Raw genomic sequence first — 21,601 nt, 5'->3', positions numbered from 1 at the left:
TAGCATTGATCAAATAAATATAGAAAAGAATACCTTTAAACCAATCTATATTATTTAAAACTGCTGACGAATCGTAATCACTTGATCGCCACGTTGTACCTCTATCTGTGCTTCACCTGCTTGTTTGACTTGTTGCAATACATTAGCATCCTGTACAGGATTACTACCAACACTTTGCCCGTTTACTTTTAATACTTTATCACCAGGCTCAAGTCCTAAGCGATTACGTACATTGGCAGGCATGGCTGCCGTCACTTGATAGCTATCGCCACCAGCCATGACGCCCATTCGGCTCAAATAACTGGCAGGGTTTCCTTGTAGCTCTGTGACCGCCTCATCAATAGCAGACTTGGGAGCGTTTTCGCCTGTCGCTTCGGCAGCTGGTTGATTATCAGTATTGGTTTGGTCAGACAAAGGAGCATTAGGTAACATATTACTATCTTGCAAACGCTGATTACTGACGCCACTAGCCATCATAGCACTTTGGTCAAGGGGCATTGCTTCTGGCATTCGAATTACCATTTCTTTATCAGCGGCATCGGCGATAACGATCTCGTTCCAAGCAACCGCGACTAAGCTATAATCACTATCTTTTAAAGTATCACCAATTCGGTAGTTTTTGACCTCGCCATTGACCTCTAATAACGCTGAAGACAGACTCTCTGGTATGGCAAGTAAGACGCCTTTCAATACAATATTAGGTGGCGGCTGTACCACAGCAGCGACTGGGTCAGGATCGGCAAAAATAGCGAATAGACTACTATAATCTGTGCTGGATGCGGCATTATTCTGTAAAGGCACGAGCGGTAATGCCGGTGCTAAAGGGGGCGCTAGCAGCAACCATAATAGCCGCGCTGCGGTCCAGCATAACCAAGCAATCGCCAATAAAAGCAACCAAGTTGAAAAGCGATTCAAAATATTAAGCACAGGTTTTAAACTGGTAGAGACAGTTATCATCTAGCGTGCCCCTAACCCATTTGACAGCGGCTGACGCACGCTAACGACTGGCGTATCTTGTGGCGCTTGTCCTTTGTATTCTGGCATGCTTTCTAGTAGACGCTGCGTCAAGCTTATATCCAACATATTATCGCCATCGATATACAAGTCGCCTAAACGCTTATCTTGATTGTTTACTAGATTGATATGCAGCAGGTTTTTATTATTCTTCTGCTCAGCACTGAGCTCAGCACGCAGCGCAGGTATGGTGATATAAAAAACCTTACCACCACTAGGATAGCCTACTTCACCGCCAACCCAGGTCAACTGACCATCCGCTTGACTAAACCCAGATAGATTTTTGGCCGAATCATTATCTGCTACTTTACTTGATCTAGACTGACGTTTTAGCGATATATTATTAACCTGAATCGGTGTATTTGGCAATTGCCAATCGACGACACTACTCAAAGTCTCAGGCGCAATTTTACCACTCATGTCATGCATCTCCCATGAGCTTAGACCTACTTTTACTTGTCCATTGAGGCGAGTTTGCTCCGAGCTGATATTGACTTCTGCACCAAGCTTGCCCAATAACAAATGCCATGGCTGCCAAGACCAGTCAGCGGCACCTGTCAGCGGCGTCGATGACAAAGGCAGTTGCCAAATCGCTGAGCCTTGCCATAAATTGCCTGACACGTGCTGCACATAAGGCGATTCTGGTGCATATTTTTCAAGTAGCCATGCTGCTGGCATTTGCAAAACAGCAAATAGCGCAAATAATATGAACCCAACCAGCCACCACAGCTTACGGGGACGCTTATGAGACGATGCAGATACTTGGGGCACGGTTGCATAACTCTTATATAAGACCAAAACGTCATTATCATAGCAAACAATCGCATACAGATGACAGAAAAAAAGCCAGTATCTTTTCGCCAAAATATTGGCAATAAAAATACTGGCTAAATTCTGCCTACAAGCTTTTGATCTAATACTTATTAAACGGAATAACTCTAGAATTTAATCATGATTAATAAGGCAGTCAAATCAGACAAATCATTATGATTATCATTAGATTGTCAACTCAGACTTATAGTATTAAATAACAAAACTAGATAGCAAAATCTTCAAGTTTACGACCTGCGGCTAGAGCGTCTACCAACCATGTTGGTTTACGTCCACGACCGGTCCAAGTTTCTTCTTCGTTATCGGTATTACGATACTTAATACTGCGCTTTTTTTCTAGTTTCTCGCCCGCTTGTAAAATCTCTTCAATACTGGCATCACTTTCTTCTGCAATTTTCTCAAACTGCGTGTAAGCATCATACAAACGCTGGTGTTGCTTTTGAGCAATAAGTTGCTGCGCATTTTCAGTAATAGCGCGTAGCTCATCGACATTTAAGCTATTTAAATCAATAACGTTATTTTTGTTCATAATATTTTCCACATTAAAATAAGGGGTATAAATTAAATAGAATTTGCAATACTAATTGATTGCTAAAAAACAGATTGATTGTTAATAATCAATTGATTGGTGATTAATATTCTATTAATACTTAAAATGGTAAGTAACGATAATATAAACAAAAATACTAACTATAACAACGGCTGATTGATGTTTTTTATTAGAAATAAATAAGTGATAATCAATATCATTAAAAGGTAATGCTATTTATATAGCCCATTCAAAGTAAAAAGAATTACTTAAAGTATTGGGAGTCATTAAAAATATTATTCTGCCTTCATCAATCTTGCTTGCTTGATTGCTGTGTCGATTCCAATTAAAAAAGAGGCTTGCAAAAATTATCTCAGTAGCATGACATCGTTTTTTAACTGGTTTAACTATACCTTTCCCTGAATAACAACAGCCCCCGTAATAACGAGGGCTGTATGGATTATTCTTTACATTAAAGTCTAAGGTACATCCTAGAACGGAATATCATCATCTACAGGACCGTCTGGCATGGCAGTAGGTTTAGACTGAGCCGGTGCTTGAGTCGGTTTATTAAACTGGTTCTGCTGAGTAGGCGCATTCTGATTGTTAAAGCTGTTTTGATTGCTACCTTGTGACATACCTTGAGCTGCACCGCCACCTTGGTTATAACCACCTTGTTGAGCTGGCTGGTTGCCTCCTTGCTGACCATAGTCGTTTTGGCCACCTTGATTTTGACCACCAAATCCACCGCCCTGATTGCCGTAACCGCCTTGACCCTGATTTTGACCTGAGTTTTGACCACCAAATCCACCACTGTCGCTACTGCCACCAGTCGCACCATCTAGCATTTGCATTTGTTCAGCGCGAATTTCAGTAATATAACGATCTTGGCCATTGGGATCTTGGTATTTACGCGTACGCAAGCTGCCTTCGATATAAACTTTACTGCCTTTACGAAGATACTGCGCAGCGATTTCGCCTAAGCGATTGAACAATGAAATGCGATGCCATTCAGTCGCTTCTCTTTTTTCACCGCTTTGTTTATCCGTCCATTGCTCTGATGTCGCAACCGAAATGTTGGTCACGCTACCACCATTGTTGAATTGACGCGCCTCAGGATCTGCTCCAAGGTTACCGATGATGATAACTTTATTAACTCCGCGCATAATATCGTCCTTTTACCTATGAAGAATATGATTACCAGCTTTAATCGAGTCTTTAATATAAACAATTAATTCTAGCAGTAATATGGTTTTACTTTAACTATTTTTTTGCCAAATATCTAGTAGGCGTTGTCTGCTAGACGACACACTATGTCGTGCATTTTTAATTTCTTTAGCTTTACGGCTATTAGCAAAAGCTATTGGTTGTTTTCTTAATAGTCATGTTCATTAATCATCATAAAAAAAGCCTTATATCTCTCGATAAAGCTCCAGCTTATTTCTTGTTCCGATGCATGCTTAAGGTCACACTACCCAGCTCAACACCAAACTTCTTCATCACTGAGCGATTTAACATGACATCTTTATCGACCAAATACATCCAATCATCGAAATTTACTTTATAAGTTTTATCATCAACGGGCAGCTCTAATAAGTACTGCCAATGTAAAGTATTGCCAGTGACTTCACCTTTTGCTTCGCCAATGACATCACCTGCCGTTCCTCTCCAACTACCGTCAGCTTGCTTGGTTAGTCGCCATATACGTTGCGATTTTGAGCCATCTGCCCATGAGAACTTTTCATCCAATACAATAACATTATCGCCTTCATGAGTCGCATCGATATCGACATAGAAACGTTTTTTGACCTCGCCATTACGACCTTGAAACATTCCCCAACCATCAATTTGACCTGAAAAAAACTCGTGCATATCAAGCGTTGGCGTGGTGTTTTGATAAGCCTGAATGTTTTGGGTAGCGCAGCCTGAACTCAATAGAGTGACTGACAGCACAAAACCCATCGCAAGCTTAGATATAGAGCTATTAACATTGGCTAAAGATTCGGTTGTTTTAGCTGCTTTGATAATCGCCCTACTAGATAGCCTATTAAATTTACTCATCTCAATTCCTTTTTAGATGGGAAATATCGTTATTCTATAATCTACGTCACATTCTTAAATATCTAAAGGACTTTGTGCCAAACTCGAGAGCTGTTGCCTTGAATCATCCGTCAATTGGGTTTTATCTAGCTTCAGATACGCCACTTGCTCTTTTGCCATGACTACCAACTCATCAACACCATCGACTGCCAGCACTTGCCGTGACCAATCTTGAATATTGATATTTTTCGGTATTGTCACAGTGGTACTTGCTAAATACGGTGGATCAGCAATAGGGATAATAAGCAGTAACGACATCCCCATAATGACCGCTAGGATACCCCATGCTAATAGATTAGGTTGACTTAACAATAATCCGCCCATCGCTCCGCCAACAAATGCGCCAAAAAACTGGCTCGATGAATTCAATCCCATCGCGGTCGCTTTATTGGCGACTGGGGCACGCTTAGATATCCATGATGGAATCGTTGCTTCTAATAAGTTAAAGCCCATAAAGTATAGCAATAAACCTAATATAATACCGACACCAACCTGACTACCAAGCGCCAATAAAGCTAAGGCAACGGTCATCAATGCAATTGCGCCCAAGAACACTTGGCGCATCTTGCGTTTCTTTTCTGCGATGATAATAAAAGGTATCGCAACAGCAAAACCAATAAACAATAATGGTAAATATATTAAACCTTGCTGACGTACCGACAGCCCCATTACCTCATTAAGCTGATGTGGCAAAATGACAAAGATAGCAGTCATGGTCAAATGTAGAGCAAAAATACCAATATGCAATCGATTTAAATCACCAATTTTTAGCACGTCTGACAACTGCTGACCAATCGACTTACTGTCTAAATTATGTTGCAGTACTCGTAGCGGTGTGGGTACAAACAGTAATAATAACATCGCTAAAACAGCAAAGCCTGCGGTTAGCCAAAACAGCCCAGAAATACCAAGCGAACCGACCAATAAGGGACCGAAGGCAAAAGCCAGCATGATGGAGGTCGCAATGGTCAAGCCCATCGTCGCCATCGCTTTGGTGCGCATTTCCTCACGTGTGACGTCCGCTAGTAGTGCCATTAATACCGCCGAGACCGCACCACTACCTGCCAGCGCCCGACCAATAATAACCTCATAAATATCCGTCGCATTTGCTGCAATGATACCACCGAGGGCAAATAAGATAAGACCTAAAAATATAATAGGCTTACGGGGGAATTTATCAGCAGCAAGACTCATCGGTATCTGAAATATCGCCTGCCCTAGTCCATAAATACCGACTGCCAAACCAATCAGAAACGGCGTTGCATGCGCATAATTATCACCATACACAGAAAATACTGGCACAATCATAAACAAACCAATCATCCGCAAGGCAAATATGCCACCCACCCCGAGGATTGCCCGTTTTTCTACGCTATTCATACTTGCCTCACTGGTTCATCATTGCTGGTTTATCAAAGCTGCACTGCTGATTTATCATTACCGCTGTGCTTTTTATCATTACCGATCTATCAAGGCATTGGCTACAAATTAAGCCCTCTAGTATAAGACATTCACCGTTTGCTTGCCGAGACTTTTGCCTTACCACGATCGCATCATCACTGGCACTGACTTAAGTTATTCATTTTACGCGATAATTTTGTTACCAAGTGCATTTCATGCGTTATCGCACCTTGAATAATGCCTCTGTCATGACAATAAAGTAAGACGTCGGAAATGTTATTGTCTGACAAGATTCAATGAAAAATATTAAAAAAATACTTATAAAGCCATGTTCATAAAATGACATTTTTCGACTAAATCTATAACAAACTACACATGTCAGTTAACAGCTATTTAATTTAGATTACCTTTATTAATTTCAAGTATGAAGTTCAAAACCTAGGATAAACAACTATTAATATTGCTTTGTGAAAACGGCACATTTTTATAAAGCCATATTAATTTGAGTAGCAATTTTAAAAAACCTACACTTTTTATTAATTAATTATTTAACTTATCTTTATTTAGACTTTTAAATTCCAGACATTTTTTTATATACCACTTTATCAAATAGGAAATCCTCAACCGATGGCACACGAGTATATTAAGGTTCGCGGCGCACGCACTCATAATCTAAAAAATATCGACTTAGACATTCCACGAGATAAATTTGTGGTGATTACTGGTTTATCAGGCTCTGGTAAATCGTCATTGGCATTCGATACCCTTTATGCTGAAGGGCAACGTCGTTATGTCGAGAGCTTGTCGGCGTATGCGCGTCAATTTCTCTCACAGATGGAAAAACCAGACGTCGATAGTATCGAGGGCTTATCGCCAGCGATTGCTATCGAGCAAAAATCGACTAACCATAACCCACGCTCAACGGTCGGTACGATTACCGAGATTTATGACTATCTGCGCCTACTCTATGCGCGCATCGGTACCCCTTATTGCCCAGAGCATGGCGAGCCAATGGTTGCGCAGTCGGTCACCGAAATGGTCGATCAAGTTATGGCGTTGCCAGATGACACCAAAATTATGATATTGGCGCCCGTGATTCGTGAGCGTAAAGGTGAACATACAGTCTTACTTGAGCAGTTGATTGGTCAAGGCTTTGTGCGCGTGCGCGTCGACGGTGACGTTTATGATACTGATGAGCTACCGACACTCGATAAGAAGAAAAAGCATACAATTGAAGTCGTTGTTGACCGTTTTAAAGTCCGTGATGACTTAGGTAACCGTGTTGCTGAAAGTTTGGAAACCGCTCTACGCTTGGGTCAAGGGTTGGTCACTTTGCACTTTATGGATGGCAATCCAAAAGAAGGCGGCGATGAAAACCAAGTCATGTCAGCCAAGCATTCATGCCCTGTCTGTGATCGCGCAGTTTCTGAGCTTGAACCGCGGATGTTCAGTTTTAACAATCCATATGGTGCTTGCCCAAGCTGTGATGGTCTTGGTAAACGTCAGTATTTCTCTGCCGAAAAACTGATTACCCATCATGAAAAATCGCTCAATCAAGGCGCGATTAATGGTTGGGATAAACGTCATGCCTATTACTTTGGTTTGCTCTCTACCGTCTGTAATCATTTTAAAATCGACATGGATGCACCGTGGCAAGATTTACCAAAAGAACAGCAAGATATCATCATGCAAGGCTCTGGTAAAGAAAAGCTCACCTTTAACTTTACCGATGAGCGCGGTCGTAAAACCAATAAAACCGTGCCGTTTGAAGGCGTATTACCTTATTTAGAGCGCCGTTATGCCAAAACCCAAAGCAACCTCGTCCGTGATGAGCTAGCGAAATACTTAGCTGATACGACTTGTAATGTCTGTGACGGCGCGCGTCTGAATGAGATTTCACGTAATGTCCGCGTTGATGACCAAACTATTGCTCAAATCGTCAAGCTGTCTATCGGTGATGCGGCGGAATATTATAAAACGCTAAAGATTGGCGGTCATAAAGGCGAAGTCGCCGAGAAAATCTTTAAAGAGATTAATGAGCGCTTAAATTTCCTCGTCAGTGTCGGGCTTGATTATCTGTCACTTGCCCGCTCTGCTGAAACCTTATCAGGCGGTGAAGCGCAGCGTATTCGTCTTGCCAGCCAAATTGGTGCAGGTCTGATGGGTGTGATGTATGTCCTTGATGAACCATCAATCGGTCTACATCAACGTGATAATGATCGCTTGCTCAAAACCCTAACACGCTTGCGTGATTTGGGTAATACCGTACTGGTCGTTGAGCACGATGAAGATGCCATTCGCCAAGCGGATCACGTCATTGATATTGGTATCGGCGCCGGCATACATGGTGGTCATATCATCGCTCAAGGTACGGTCGATGACATCATGGCGAATAAAGAATCGCTGACTGGACAATATATGTCTGGGAAGAAAAGAATCGAGATTCCAACCATTCGTCATAAGGCCAAAACAATCGATATGGAAGTCAAAGGTAAAGCAAAGCCTAAACAAGTTCCGATGACCATCGAGCTAAAAGGCGCAGCAGGTAACAACTTACATGATGTCGATTTGACTTTACCAATCGGTATTATGACTTGTATTACTGGCGTCTCAGGTTCTGGTAAATCGACTCTGATTAACCGTACTTTAATGCCATTAGCAGCGACTCAGTTAAACAACGCCTCAACGCTTATCGCAGATAAGCATGACAGCATTAGTGGTCTTGAGCATTTGGATAAAATGGTTGATATCGATCAAAGCCCCATTGGTCGTACGCCACGCTCAAACCCAGCGACTTATACTGGTGTCTTTACGCCAGTACGTGAGATGTTTGCTCAAACTCAAGAAGCACGCGCTCGTGGTTATAAAGCTGGTCGCTTTAGCTTTAACGTTAAAGGTGGACGCTGTGAGATGTGTCAAGGTGATGGTCTCATCAAAGTTGAGATGCACTTTTTGCCTGATATGTATGTGCCGTGTGATACCTGTGAAGGCAAGCGCTATAACCGCGAAACGCTAGAGATTCTCTATAAAGGTAAAAACATCGCTGACGTCCTAGATATGACCGTAGAAGATGCGACTGAATTCTTCTCAGCTATTCCAGCGATTTATCGTCGCCTACAAGCCTTGATGGATGTTGGTCTTAGCTATATCCGTTTGGGTCAGTCTGCACCCACGCTATCAGGCGGTGAAGCGCAGCGGGTTAAACTGGCGCGTGAGCTTGCCAAACGTGATACGGGACAGACGCTTTATATCTTAGATGAGCCAACCACCGGTTTGCATTTCCATGATATCGATAAGCTACTCCATATCTTGCATGCATTACGCGATAAAGGTAATACCATCGTGGTCATCGAGCATAACTTGGATGTCATCAAAACGGCGGATTGGGTGATTGATTTGGGTCCTGAAGGTGGTAAAGGTGGTGGTCTGATTATCGCTGAAGGTACGCCTGAAGAAGTCGCGGAAGTGAAAGGCTCTTATACGGGTGAGTTCTTGAAGCCGATGCTTAAGCAAGCGATGAAGCAAGTGAGCTGATAGAAAATTAGTTAACTTTTGATAAAAGGCTACTCTTTAGGGAGTGGCCTTTTTGTTGGTGAGGAGGGATAAAGCAAAGCACTGCTTTGCCCCAACGCAAGAGAAAATCTGTGATTTTCTAAGCGATATTATACTTGTTAAAATACCGCTCATCTCAAAATAGGCGGTATTCTATATAAACATTTGCACTATTTTAGCGATCTAACAAGCAGAATATATCTCAAGCTCTCTAGCAGTGAATTGATTAGCTTTTATCATTGCTTCTTCAGAAAGCTCCATTATAGGCTCGTGTCCCCCATATTCCTCTACACCTGCAAAATCTCCAAATTCCCAGTCATCGTAGATAGTTTGACCTTTAGAATTATAAGCTCTAGTTTGCGGACGTATCTTAGAACTTAAATGGCTTTTAATTTCCAATAAGTTTAAGTCTATTTTATCAGCAAATCCAAGCCAGCCTTCTATTTGTATAGCTAAAATTTCTTTTCCATCGTCTTCACAGCTTTGATAGCTGCTATCAAGCTCTTGAATGAACTGTTGTATATTTTGAGAGATTTCAAGGTTGTTTAAACTGACAATAGCTTTATGAATCTTGTCGTTTTTTGCATCACAACCTATATTCTTTAAAGTTTTCTCAAGTTGACAAAAAACGCGGAAATGATGGCAGTGTTCATAACTCTCAACATCAAACTGATTATAAGAGCCTAGTTCATAATAAGACCATAATGACAATATTGTTTGATTAAAATCTAATTTTAGACAAAAATTGATAGTATTTTTCATCTCATTTTGAGTAAACTCTAAAGCTTCTTTTACCTTTATGTAACTATCCAAGAGACTTTGAAAAGTAGGTGATATTTTTTCTCCTGCTTTCCAACGTTTATACAAAATCGCCCCATCACTTAATGCGAAATCTTCTTCATATAAATTTTGGTCATCAAGAGCCTGCTTAGTCATTAAAAACTTTAACTGACATTTCAGTAGCTGATAGTTTGAGTTATCATCTTCACTTGAGGCCCTTGAAATTGCTTGGTATAAGCTGTTATTTTTCAAGTAAAATTCAGCATTAGCGTCAGGCTCATACCAATCAATTTCTTGGACACTATCATAATAATCTTCATGATGTATTACACCCAAACTCTCATAAACTAGATTTTCAAAGTTATCTAAGCCAATAATACAAATCTCATTCCTCATTATTGCTTCTGAAATGATTTGATAGAGCGATTCATGAAACTCACTGAAATGGAGTTTTGAACATCGTTTCAAAAATGAGGTTTTATTTAATGAAATAGATGTAAAGTTACCAGTAATCGCTATTGATTTTTGGCGAAATAACTTCTGAGAGTTAAATCCATACAACGAAGCAACCAATTCATATATTTGGCTACGCGTCAAAATAGAAGTTAAGTTTTTAGTTTGTTGGTGTATCTGATAAATAACAGTAGATAAAGTCATATTTCTTCTCACATAATATACGCAAAGCAAATCATCACTATAATTTATAGGCACATGAAAAAATGACTCACTAAGCTATGAAAGAAAAAATAAGCTTATATGAGAATGGTATTAAATTTTTTATGCAAACTTAAGGTTTGTAAATGTCTGTTTTTACTCATGTGCAAAGTAAGGGAGACCCCGTCGGACAACTATATATAAAACTAGTTGCTATTTCAAACTTTATTATTGCAAGGAACTGCCTAATTTAGCCTTTAGGTTAGGTTGACAAAGGACACCCGATAATTCAATATTACGCACGATCATTTTGTTGGGTCTCGTACCTCGACACCAACATACACAGAAAACCTTAATCTTTTCACCTTCAAGTTAAAGGTGGACTTGAGACGCGGTTTAGCCCCGATTGTAGCGATCATCCTTGGTTGAACACTAGATTGCGGTGACTTAGCTAAGAGTAGTATCGAGACAACAGGAATGCTACTGGCTATTAGTCACCGCTCTAGTGGGTGACCAAGATATGAGTGGAAAGCGGGATTGGCTCCAATATTCAGATGTTAGGTCTTCTACCTCAACGCCAACCTACTCGACACCCAATATCAAGACACAAGATAAAAATCAAACAGCCACTTTTCGATATTTCTTCGCAAAAAAAAGGTAAGTCAAAAGATTTACCTTTTTTGATAATATTTACTGAATTATTTACGTTTAATGGTTCTAGTAGTTACTTTTGTAGTTGCGTTAGTAGTTGCCTTAGCAGGTGCTTTAGCCGCCGCTTGATAAACAGGCATCACTTCAGGTAAAAGTGCTCGAATTTTAGCGATACGCTGTCCAGAGACAACAGGAATGCTACGGGCTATTAGTCACCGCTCTAGTGGGCGACCAAGATATGAGCGGAAAGCGGGATTGGCTCTCCATAATCGCTATAGCAAAACCACCCAAACCTAAACAAACTCCCTCTCAACACTTATCACCCGCGCATCTACCGTCCGTTCTATCTTTTCTTCAATTTGACTGCATTGCGATTCGACCTCGCGTTTGGACAGCCCTACGACCACAAACGTCCACTCGCTAGCGTCATGCCGATCACGCTCGCCGCTCTCACATACCGCGATACTTGGCGTATTACCAAAGCGTGCATGCAAGCCGCCCATACGTTGGCGCTTCTCTTTCAACGAGCTGCATCCGGGTAGAGAGAAAGTTAGCGTTAAGATGGCAATATGCATTTGTATCTTCCTTGCTAAATACCCCTTGCTAAAACATGCTGTCTAAAACCGCTCATTGCTTAGAGTTAATAAACAGTTTCCAAAGTTAAATAAATTGACGACCTAGCTTCTAATTACCCAATACCCACTCATCATTGACTTGATAAACTTTAAAATTTGTCTTATTGGTACGGCTAGTACCTGCAATCGTCTGCGTGATATCCGCCGTACACATATAGGTGTTTTCACCCTCAGTAGTATCACAATTTATGTTCTCGACACCTTCAAGCTTTGGCATCATACCTTCCATCATGCCGCTCATGGCTTTTGCCATTTCATCATTGCCCGCATTCGCCATCGCATCATCCATTATGCTATTGGCTTGCTCATATTGCGCTTCGATTAAGCCTTCGACCGTGCTTTCAGAAGGCGCATTAGAACACGCCGCAAATAACGGCGTTAGTAATACGATTAGCGCTAATTTCTTTAAATTTTTCATGTCATCCTCGATATAATTATAAAACCAATGTATCTATAAAGTTACCCGAACTATACAGAGTTATTACTAAAAACCCAACTTAATTTCATGATAGTTATCGATGCTTATTTAACATTGCCCTTCTGATGCTTATCTAACACTGCATTTCTATAATGCAATGACTTTAAGAAATTTAAAATTTGGCTACTACAGACAGCACAATCCTGATACTGCTATGATGAGATTAACAATGACCATTGAGAGATAACCATGTGGCAGGTATATTTTTTTATTTTACCGATTGGTCTAGGTATTATGACCTTGGCAGCAAGTTTGTTGTTTTTGTTTGCCTACCTAATGTCCAATGATAATGCCACGCGCTTGCCAGCGTTTAACTGGTTTAAGCGCTTAATCATCGTGGCATTTATATTATTGAGTGTCGGGCTATTTATGACTTTTAGACATTTTTGGGGCCAGTAAAAGTAGACTTTAACTGTTGATAATTTTTTCTAATTCTAATAACTCTAAATCCTGACGTTTTGGCTCGCCATTATTACCATCGTCTGGGAACGGCATCTTATTACCATTTAACTGATAACCGCGACGCTGATAATAAGACAATAGCTCAGGACGATGGCTTAAGATAGACATGGTCAAGCGAGCGGGATTTTTATCAGAGGCTTGCCCATCCGATTGCAAATGGCGCTCAGCAAATGTCTCTGCTGCTTGCAATATAACATTGCCAACACCCTGCCCTTGTAGCTCAGGATGTACCGCAAACATGCCGATATAGGCTTTTTTATTACTAACATTTTTATTGGCGTCAGTATTAACTTTCATATCGACAGCGATACAGCCTAATAACTCACCGGTTTCATCTCCATCGCGTTCACCCGTTGTTGTTTTTGGATAAACGAAGAGATAGTGTTTTGGATTAGCAATAATGCTAGCAAGCTCAGTTTGAGTGATACGAATACCACCCACTAAATCTGCTTCATTGGTCCAGCCTTCTGTCTCCCGATAACAGCGGTTTAATAACTGCTCAAGTGCGCCAATATCATCAGCTTCAGCTTGACGTAAAAATATTGATTCTCTATTTATGTGGTCTTTATTCATATTGTTTTTATCCTTTTCTTATCGATATATTATAAAAGGCTGGCTCAGATAACCAAGCCAGCCTTAATAGTAATACTTATCAGTTTTGAGTACTAGCGTGATAATACCTGCGCTTGATCGATAATATCAAACCCTGCATTAATCTGTGCGCGCGTTGGCGCATGACCACGGCGCAATAGCTCAGAGAATGCAACCAGCTCTTTATCACGTCCAAGCGAGCTTGCGGCACTAGCACGCGTGTTCTCACTATCGTCATCAAAGTAATATTCAATATAATTAAGAATATCTGGCGAGCCTATTAAAATACCATGATCTGGCGTTGTAGCATGGCCGCTATAGCGCAAGCTTTTGCCATATTGCATCGTCCAAAAGAAAGGAATGCGCTCCTCTAGCGAGTTGATATCATCATTTAAGATAGCAGCGGCCGTTACCATGCCATGCTGCAAAGCCACACGCCAATGTTCGATACGCATACGCCCCAGCTGATTGGGCGCTTTAGCGATATCACCCAGCGCATAAACGCCATTACGCAGTTGCAGATGACTATCTACTTGTACACCGTCTGCATCGTTCACTTCATGCAATAGCTCGATACGTGGAGATACGCCAGTGCCTAAAATGACGATATCAGCGTCAATCTGCTCACCATTGTCTAATTTGACGCCACTTACTTGTGAGAAGTTACCATCATCGTTGCTATTAGCATTATTAACGATATTGCCATCATCATTGCCACTATTACTGTCATCAGCAGCTTTTTCGACCTCAGTAATTTCAGCGACGCTGGCATTGAAGACAAAATTAATGCCATTGTCTTCATGCAATTTGATAAGCGCATTACTGACGGTTTCAGAGACGATATTGCCCATCACGCGATGGTCTTGTCCAATCACCGTGATAGACGCTGTCGTGCCCGCTTGTGCTAATGCTGAAGCAACCTCCATACCGATAAAGCCTGTACCAACAATGACCACACGCTGATCATGGCTGGCCGCTTTGATTAATTTGGCATCATCCATACTACGCAGCGTATAGACACCATCAAGCTCAGCACCTTTAAATGGTAGTATGTTTGGCTCAGCACCGGTTGCCACGACTAAATAATCTGCTGTCTGCTTTTCATCATTACCGTTCTTATCTTTGATGACAACAGTGCGCTCATTTGGTAGTACTTCGCTAACGGTTTGGTTTAAACGCAGCTTAATATCTTGCTTACTCGCCCAATCTGCTCCGCCCAATAATAGCTTTTCTTCTGGCATATTCCCTTCCAAAAATGCTTTGGACAATAAAGGGCGGTTATAAGGAGCTTTGTCATCGGCGCTGATCAAAGTAATTTTGCCGCCATAGCCAGTATTGCGCAGTTGATGAGCCGTCATAAAACCTGCACCGCCACCACCAACGATAATGGTATGGGTAGCAGTCAGCTTGTCATTTTTAACCTTTTTATCACTCTTGGCTGACGTATTTACCGTTAAGCTGTCACCATGATCGGTAATTTCGTATTGGGTTAAACCTTCTATGGCTAATGGCTCTAGTAGCGTGCCGTCGCGACTATCAAAAGTCGCATGATGCCAAGGACAGACCACACGATTGCCACAACGTAAACCATCGCCTAAGTCAGCCCCTGCGTGCGGGCACTTACCATCGAATGCATGAAACGTACTGTCGTCGCGGGTAATTAAAATGATACTATCGTCATCTTGCTTGTAGGATTTCATCCCACCACTTGGAATGTCAGCTTTACTAATCGTGACTGTGTTAATCGTTGCATTGGTCATAAGTCTTCCTTAACAGTTACAATGACTTCTTGGTTAAAATAAGGTAAAAGCAGGTTGAAAGTGACCATATCGAATCAGGCACTTCCAACTAAAAGTATCATGCTTTGAAATACTTTTTAAAACGCTCTTTTCATAGGCTATTCATTGATAGTAGCAAGACCGTTTGAGATACGCTGTTTTATTCTATGTCCACTGCGTTGCAAAACGTAATGTTTACCTTTAATCCATCTATCCATTGCCTTCTTCTAAAATTTATCACCAACATCAAAGACTATTTTATGACTTCTCAAGATAACGATATCCAAACGACAGTGACGACTACTTCTACTTCTCAATCAGTGGTAAAAAACGAGCCATTTAATAACGAAGCCTTTGATATGGCAGACATCGATATTGCAGCAGTAACTGATACCACGCAACTACCGCAGCCAATTCAACCGCCTTTAAAACAAGCCACTTATAAAGCCAATGCCACCGATTTTGTTGTCAATGAGATACTGCCGTTAGAATTTACCGGCGAAGGTGAGCATTTATGGCTGCATATAGAAAAATCAGGAATGAACACTGCCTATCTGGCTAAATTACTATCTGAGTGGGCAGATATTCCATTACGCGATGTTGGCTATTCAGGACTAAAAGACCGTCATGCACTGACGACACAGTGGTTTAGCCTACGAATACCAAAAAAACAATTACCTGAGTCTGAATTTGCACCCATAGATATCGGCGTAAATGAGTCGGTCACTATTCTTGCCCAGCATTGGCATAATAAAAAGCTCAATCGCGGCACCCATCGTGCCAATCAATTTATCATTACCTTACGTGAGATTCAATTTGCAGGTTTTGACGCTTCTTTATCAATGCAATCGTCAACGCCTGAACAATTATTATCTGCTAAGCAAGATGTCGAGCAGTATTTAGCCAATATCAGCCAAAGCGGTGTACCGAATTATTTTGGTCCACAGCGTTTTGGACGTAATGGCAATAATATTAGAGAAGCCTTATCATTGTTTGCGCGTCCCGTACCTGCAGCCCGTCCACAACCAAAGAAAAGTAAACGCAAAAGCGCGCCGCGAGAGCAAAATACGATGGAATTATCTGCTGCTCGTAGTTTAATATTTAATGAGATATTGGCAGCGCGCGTACGTGATGGCAGCTGGAATAAAGGTCTGGCAGGTGAAGTGTTTAATTTGGCTGGCTCAGGTTCCATATTTGCTAGTGAAGCATTAGATGACACTTTACGTACACGACTTGAGACTGGCGATATTCATCCAACTGGTGTGTTATGGGGCGTGGGTAATGATAAAGTTTGTAGCGCAGCGGCGTCAATCGAGAATGATATTATACAGCACAGCCCGGTATTAACGCAGCTAGCAGCAGGCCTAGAGCAGCGCGATATCAAAGCTCAAAGACGAGCGCTGCGCTTACCGATTGAAGCGCTAACTTGGGAATGGCATGATAAAGAGGATGAGCAGATACTGGTATTAAACTTTACTTTGACGACGGGTAGCTTTGCCACCAGCGTATTGGCAAGTTTGGTACAAGAATTAAATACATCGTCATCATCTATTTAATAACTAACTATGTAACAGTTGACTGTATAACAACTGACTGAATGCTCAAAAGGGCCGAGTTGCTAGATAATGGCATAAAGTGAGGTAGCCTTACTACTTTCTACCATTAGCATATCATTGGCACTGACGACCTGATTGCGCCCACGATCCTTGGCCTCATATAAGGCTTTATCGGCAATACAGATTAAACGCTGGCAAATATCGCTGGGCAACTGCGCCTTTGCGATTTCCGTGGCGACTCGTTTTCTTCTATGAGCCACTCTTTTTTGCGAGCTACTTTGCTTCGAACTGCCTTGCTTCAAACTGTCTTGATTAGAATCGAATTGCTTTGAACGACCTTTTTGTGAGCCTTTGATATTGTCATTCTGTTTTTGTGAACTGGTTAAAGGCTGTGTGCTCTCTTTGAGATCTGCCGCTTTATACTCGTTTTGGATGCGAGCGCGCTCATCATGAGTCAGGGTATAAACCCCTAAACTGGCAGTGACGTTAAAATCCGTACTAGTGTCACTGCTGATGACATGCTGAGCAATATCTAGGCGGAGCTGCTTGGCAATGGTCATCGCGCTATCATGCTTGGTATCTGGAAGGACAATCAAAAACTCTTCCCCGCCGTAGCGACTCACAATTGCATCTTCTGTTACAGACTTTACTAGGGTCTGTGCAACTTCGGACAACACTTGATCGCCAACATCGTGACCATAATTATCATTAATACTTTTAAACCAATCCAAATCTAATAAAATAACACTGAAATCCTGCTTATCTCCCATTTTCAAAAGTGCTTGCTGCATTTGTGTCAAGCCGTAGCGGCGACTCTTTAGCTGAGTCAACTCATCTTGATTGGCATACTGCATTATCTCAGCTTTACTATTATCTAATATTAACAAGAGCGTACGAAACATATAGATGATAAAAATCGCTTTTGGTAGCGACATATAAATATGCGTGCTACGCCAAAAAAATGCTGAGGAAAAGCGTAATTGATTAAAGGTATCCCAACTGAGCGTACCGTTTTTAAAAATAGAGGCGGAGATGGCATTTTCGATCGCCGTCGTTTCGCTATAGGTGAGATAACTATAAGTATCTAAGGGAAACGAAGTAATCGTCATTTGGCGTAAATTGGGTATGGTAAATCCAAAATAGGGAATCAAGGTGACCAAAAAAATCAGTACAATGTGCCCCAAAAAAGCTTTCCATACGTAGCGCCGCCGTATCAGCATCATGCCTAGCATCGCTCCACCAACCAGCGAAACTCCAGAGACCAAACTACTGTGACCCATAACTAAAATAACTAAGGCAATATAAATACTATAAAGCGTCACTAAAATAGCCTGCCATTTATATAGCGAGCCATTGTCTTTTCTAATAGGTGATGAACGACTGACCATCCATAAAAAGAATGCGCCTAATACTGTGATCCCAATCCATAAAGGGTATAGCAGCTCCATGTTAACGTAGGAACCATAAATATCTTGGCGCCACCAGACAAATAAACACCAGAGCCAATGTGAGGTAATTTCCATTAAAACAAACACTGCCAGTAGCAATGCTCTATCAGCAGCTTGCCACTCAAAAATCACTCGAGAGAGTTTTCTGTAGCCTAGATGAGATATCGATAAAGCCATAATGGGCTACCGCAAATAATGAAAGTTATTGAGCTAAAACCAGAGCAATTAATCAGGCATTATGATTTGTACTAAATTTAAACCGACTCATTTAGTGTGGCAATTTTTTTCTTGTTTATCAATCCGTTTAAGTGATTTATACGTCATCAAATGACACCTTAATTTAGCGAGCATTTAATCATTATTTCAATAAATACTGGCTCATGCAGCGATTGCGACAATGTAAGGTTTTCGAATTAACATTATTTAGTGATGGCAATTTTGATACTAAGATAAAGCTGCAAAAGACTGCCAAATACCTTGCTGTTCAGGATGCAGATTTGGTACATCGCCTATACGTCGCCATGGCATATTACTACCATGAAAGTCGCTACCTATCGATGTGACCAGATTGTGTTCAGCGATACTACGATCAACCATTCTACGAGTACTTACAGGTTCACTATTGGCAGGTAACTCACAGGCATCGCCGCCAAGCTGGGCAAACTCTTCGATAAGCTTACGCACGCGAGTCGCTGAAAGCTGATAGCGTGTGGGGTGTGCTAGCACCGCCTTACCGCCGCAAGCCTGTATCAGCTCGATGCCGTGCTGCATTGTCAGCGCTTCAATCGCCACATAAGCAGGCTTATTATCAGCCAGATATTTATCAAAGGCTTTTTGTACCGTCTTAACCTCACCGCGCTCAAATAAAACTTGCCCAATATGCGCGCGCCCAACGGCTTGTGGATTGTTACCCGCCTTATGAAGAACGGCTTGCCACAGCTCATCATAATCAATGTCTAACAACTGACTGAGCTTTTCTGTAATACGTTGACCACGAGTGGCACGGCTGTCTTGCAACTGCTGTAAGGTCGCGTGCATTTTTTCACGATCGGTAAAATCCAATCCAAGTACATGAATGATTTTATTGGTAGATTTATTTTTACCATAACCGCCGCTGAGCGTGTGCTCACAGCTGATTTCAACACCATTAATTAATTTTATATTACAAGCTTCAGCCGCCGCGCGCGCCTCATCGATACCCAATAAAGTATCATGATCGGTCAAAGCCAACACGTTAACTCCAGCACTGTGGGCGCGCTGTACCACTTCTGCCGGCGCATAAGTACCATCTGAACGAGTGCTGTGACAATGTAGGTCGATTTTCATAAAGCTGGCCTTAAAGTTTTGAATATGTTGTTAATTTAGATGGGTTGTTAATAGGTTATTAATTGAAACTTTTTTTCGATAATGAATATGGTAGCAGTAAAATGAAGTAAAAATGGTCAAGGCGTGTCATATAAGACGATTATCGTGTTGATTGCTTTTTTTTGCTGCAGTAGACGTGTAAACTACCCCATACGTTTTTGTTGGACAAACTATCTGCTATGAAAGCCTTATTAGACTTCATTCCCTTAATTGCTTTTTTTATTGCTGCCCGTACCCATGGTATTTTAGCAGCAGCAGGCGCATTACTTGCTGCCACTATCATCATTTATGCTATTCACTTTGTGCGTCAAAAAGGCAAGTTTGATAAACAACAATGGGTCGTTCTATTATTAACCATCGTCTTTTGTGGTGGCACCTTGCTATTACGTGACGACATCTACCTGCGTTGGAAGTCACCGATTATTAACGGTATCTTTGCTGTAACACTGTTGGTAAGTGCGGCTATTAATAAGCCACTGATGCAATTGGCGATGAAAGATGTTTTTTCGCTCACGATGAATGGCTGGAAGAAATTAACCGTCGCTTGGGCACTGTTTTTTGCCTTTATGGGCGTGCTGCATTATATCACGGCATTTACGATGTCAGATGAAGCTTGGATTAACTTTAAAACCTACGGCTGGATGCCAATTATGCTGGTATTCGTGGTCGCCCAATTTTTAGTGTTAAAAAAGCACCTCAATCCAGCACTAACCGACAAAGCGGCTAAGTAAAAGGCCATCAAACAGAAAACTGTCAAATAGAAAACTGTCAAATAGAAAACAGTCAAATAATATTCATTATCTTATAATAAGTAACCCCTTATCTCTAAATGCCAATTATGACAATGATTAATCATAAAGTCTGATTAGACAAAGTGATTAATCATTGTTATTGATTATAGCGCTTTATTCTTACTATTGATTGAGGAAGAACTATGTCCTTATTTGCCATTATTGGTTACGATGTTGCGGATAGCAGCGGCCAACGTCAGCTGACACGCGCTGAACATCTTGAACGCTTACAAGTATTAAGTTGTGAGCAGCGACTGATTATCGCCGGTCCAACACCTATTGAGCACGGAAAAAGCGAGATGTCGGGCAGCCTGATTATTGCTGACTTTGATTCTCTTGAGGCGGCTCAAGTTTGGGCAAGTGCGGAGCCATATTTACGTGACGGCATATACAGTCATGTGGATATAAAACCGTTTATTCAAGCGTTACCAGCAGCGACTGACAGCTCTATAAATAAGCCATCAGACAAGGTAGCAGCATCGTGATTCAGCCGTTATCCTTATTAAATAGTTATATCTATAAAACTGTCTTTACCAGCATGGTACTAATCGCTGCCGTATCGGTACAAGCTGCACCAACCGTTAGCAATGCCGATCCAGCAGCAGGAATGACGCCCGTCACAGCGCCCAACGATGGCGTCCAAACAACGGCTCCGACCACCGCTACCAATACAGCGCCAGCGACTAATATTAATGATAGCTTAAAGTTTAACGATACCTTGGCGGCACAGCTGCAACCATCAAATAAAGCACTATCCTCAGCCAATCAAGAATTACTCAGTCGCAATGCCCAGCTCCAGCGCCAAGTCAATGATTTGCAAACTCAAGCAAACGTCTTGGTCTATGAGAGCAAAGGTCAATTGTTTTTATATGGGGCATTCACCGTCTTAATTAGCTTGTTAGTCGGTATTTTTATTTCATGGTTGGTGTTTGTCCGCCGCGAACGCTGGTAGTATCATTTTTTTATCCACTCACTCACTCTATTT

General features: G+C 41.5%; 19 protein-coding genes. 6 read left to right on the top strand and 13 right to left on the bottom strand.

Annotated features, from left to right (window positions below):
• Nucleotides 1-54 precede the first annotated feature (54 nt).
• The 6 genes from WAZ74_RS01865 to WAZ74_RS01840 all read right to left on the bottom strand — a co-directional run bounded on the left by WAZ74_RS01865 (nucleotide 55) and on the right by WAZ74_RS01840 (nucleotide 5,854).
• Nucleotides 55-957, bottom strand: a complete 903-nt coding sequence (locus WAZ74_RS01865) for a type II secretion system protein N (RefSeq protein WP_422305203.1) — start codon at nucleotides 955-957, stop codon at nucleotides 55-57.
• Nucleotides 958-1,785, bottom strand: coding sequence for a type II secretion system protein N (gspN, locus tag WAZ74_RS01860; protein WP_422305201.1), 828 nt, complete (start codon nucleotides 1,783-1,785; stop codon nucleotides 958-960). It lies immediately after the preceding gene.
• A 265-nt stretch (nucleotides 1,786-2,050) separates the two neighbouring features.
• Nucleotides 2,051-2,374, bottom strand: a complete 324-nt coding sequence (locus WAZ74_RS01855; protein ID WP_422305199.1) for an H-NS family nucleoid-associated regulatory protein — start codon at nucleotides 2,372-2,374, stop codon at nucleotides 2,051-2,053.
• A 491-nt stretch (nucleotides 2,375-2,865) separates the two neighbouring features.
• Nucleotides 2,866-3,540 carry a single-stranded DNA-binding protein gene (gene ssb / locus WAZ74_RS01850; RefSeq protein WP_422305197.1) on the bottom strand — a complete coding sequence of 225 codons (675 nt, stop codon included), beginning with the start codon at nucleotides 3,538-3,540 and terminating at the stop codon, nucleotides 2,866-2,868.
• A 271-nt stretch (nucleotides 3,541-3,811) separates the two neighbouring features.
• Nucleotides 3,812-4,435: a DUF3833 domain-containing protein gene (locus WAZ74_RS01845; protein ID WP_422305195.1), complete on the bottom strand. Its 624-nt coding sequence runs from the start codon at nucleotides 4,433-4,435 to the stop codon at nucleotides 3,812-3,814.
• 54 nt (nucleotides 4,436-4,489) lie between these two features.
• Nucleotides 4,490-5,854, bottom strand: coding sequence for an MFS transporter (locus WAZ74_RS01840; protein WP_422305193.1), 1,365 nt, complete (start codon nucleotides 5,852-5,854; stop codon nucleotides 4,490-4,492).
• Between the two features lie 648 nt (nucleotides 5,855-6,502).
• Between WAZ74_RS01840 and uvrA the strand changes: the two genes are divergently transcribed.
• Nucleotides 6,503-9,409 carry an excinuclease ABC subunit UvrA gene (gene uvrA, locus WAZ74_RS01835; protein WP_422305190.1) on the top strand — a complete coding sequence of 969 codons (2,907 nt, stop codon included), beginning with the start codon at nucleotides 6,503-6,505 and terminating at the stop codon, nucleotides 9,407-9,409.
• A gap of 201 nt (nucleotides 9,410-9,610) precedes the next feature.
• Here the strand turns inward: uvrA and WAZ74_RS01830 are convergent, their stop codons facing one another.
• The 3 genes from WAZ74_RS01830 to WAZ74_RS01820 all read right to left on the bottom strand — a co-directional run bounded on the left by WAZ74_RS01830 (nucleotide 9,611) and on the right by WAZ74_RS01820 (nucleotide 12,565).
• A complete protein-coding gene (locus WAZ74_RS01830; protein ID WP_422305188.1) occupies nucleotides 9,611-10,864 on the bottom strand; it encodes a hypothetical protein in 1,254 nt (417 codons plus the stop codon).
• 941 nt (nucleotides 10,865-11,805) lie between these two features.
• Nucleotides 11,806-12,087: a DUF503 domain-containing protein gene (locus WAZ74_RS01825; protein WP_422305186.1), complete on the bottom strand. Its 282-nt coding sequence runs from the start codon at nucleotides 12,085-12,087 to the stop codon at nucleotides 11,806-11,808.
• A gap of 109 nt (nucleotides 12,088-12,196) precedes the next feature.
• Nucleotides 12,197-12,565, bottom strand: coding sequence for a hypothetical protein (locus WAZ74_RS01820; RefSeq protein WP_422305184.1), 369 nt, complete (start codon nucleotides 12,563-12,565; stop codon nucleotides 12,197-12,199).
• Between the two features lie 249 nt (nucleotides 12,566-12,814).
• Between WAZ74_RS01820 and WAZ74_RS01815 the strand changes: the two genes are divergently transcribed.
• Nucleotides 12,815-13,024, top strand: a complete 210-nt coding sequence (locus WAZ74_RS01815) for a hypothetical protein (RefSeq protein WP_422305182.1) — start codon at nucleotides 12,815-12,817, stop codon at nucleotides 13,022-13,024.
• Nucleotides 13,025-13,033: 9 nt separating this feature from the next.
• Here the strand turns inward: WAZ74_RS01815 and WAZ74_RS01810 are convergent, their stop codons facing one another.
• Both WAZ74_RS01810 and WAZ74_RS01805 read right to left on the bottom strand, forming a co-directional pair.
• Complete coding sequence (locus WAZ74_RS01810) at nucleotides 13,034-13,660, bottom strand: GNAT family N-acetyltransferase (protein ID WP_422305180.1); 627 nt, start codon at nucleotides 13,658-13,660, stop codon at nucleotides 13,034-13,036.
• Nucleotides 13,661-13,752: 92 nt separating this feature from the next.
• The gene (locus tag WAZ74_RS01805) at nucleotides 13,753-15,438 is read right to left on the bottom strand and encodes an FAD-dependent oxidoreductase (RefSeq protein ID WP_422305178.1); all 1,686 of its coding nucleotides are present in this window, start codon (nucleotides 15,436-15,438) and stop codon (nucleotides 13,753-13,755) included.
• Nucleotides 15,439-15,815: 377 nt separating this feature from the next.
• Here WAZ74_RS01805 and truD point away from each other — a divergent pair, with 377 nt between their 5' ends.
• Nucleotides 15,816-17,012 carry a tRNA pseudouridine(13) synthase TruD gene (gene truD, locus WAZ74_RS01800; RefSeq protein WP_422305355.1) on the top strand — a complete coding sequence of 399 codons (1,197 nt, stop codon included), beginning with the start codon at nucleotides 15,816-15,818 and terminating at the stop codon, nucleotides 17,010-17,012.
• Between the two features lie 62 nt (nucleotides 17,013-17,074).
• Here truD and WAZ74_RS01795 read toward each other — a convergent pair whose 3' ends face one another.
• A complete protein-coding gene (locus tag WAZ74_RS01795; RefSeq protein ID WP_422305176.1) occupies nucleotides 17,075-18,637 on the bottom strand; it encodes a diguanylate cyclase in 1,563 nt (520 codons plus the stop codon).
• Between the two features lie 267 nt (nucleotides 18,638-18,904).
• Nucleotides 18,905-19,786 (bottom strand): PHP domain-containing protein, encoded by an 882-nt coding sequence (locus WAZ74_RS01790; RefSeq protein WP_422305174.1) that lies wholly within the window; start codon nucleotides 19,784-19,786, stop codon nucleotides 18,905-18,907.
• Between the two features lie 218 nt (nucleotides 19,787-20,004).
• Between WAZ74_RS01790 and ispZ the strand changes: the two genes are divergently transcribed.
• The 3 genes from ispZ to WAZ74_RS01775 all read left to right on the top strand — a co-directional run bounded on the left by ispZ (nucleotide 20,005) and on the right by WAZ74_RS01775 (nucleotide 21,568).
• Entirely contained in the window at nucleotides 20,005-20,556 is a 552-nt protein-coding gene (gene ispZ, locus WAZ74_RS01785) for a septation protein IspZ (RefSeq protein ID WP_422305172.1), read from the top strand.
• Between the two features lie 203 nt (nucleotides 20,557-20,759).
• On the top strand, nucleotides 20,760-21,101 hold the full coding sequence (locus tag WAZ74_RS01780; RefSeq protein ID WP_422305170.1) for a YciI family protein: 342 nt from the start codon (nucleotides 20,760-20,762) through the stop codon (nucleotides 21,099-21,101).
• Nucleotides 21,098-21,568 carry a hypothetical protein gene (locus WAZ74_RS01775; RefSeq protein ID WP_422305168.1) on the top strand — a complete coding sequence of 157 codons (471 nt, stop codon included), beginning with the start codon at nucleotides 21,098-21,100 and terminating at the stop codon, nucleotides 21,566-21,568. Before WAZ74_RS01780 ends, WAZ74_RS01775 begins: the two co-directional genes overlap by 4 nt.
• Nucleotides 21,569-21,601: the final 33 nt, after the last annotated feature.

The sequence above is a fragment of the Psychrobacter sp. genome (assembly GCF_049295055.1).
Taxonomy (GTDB): Bacteria; Pseudomonadota; Gammaproteobacteria; order Pseudomonadales; family Moraxellaceae; genus Psychrobacter.
This window is presented reverse-complemented; position numbering and strand designations above follow the sequence as displayed.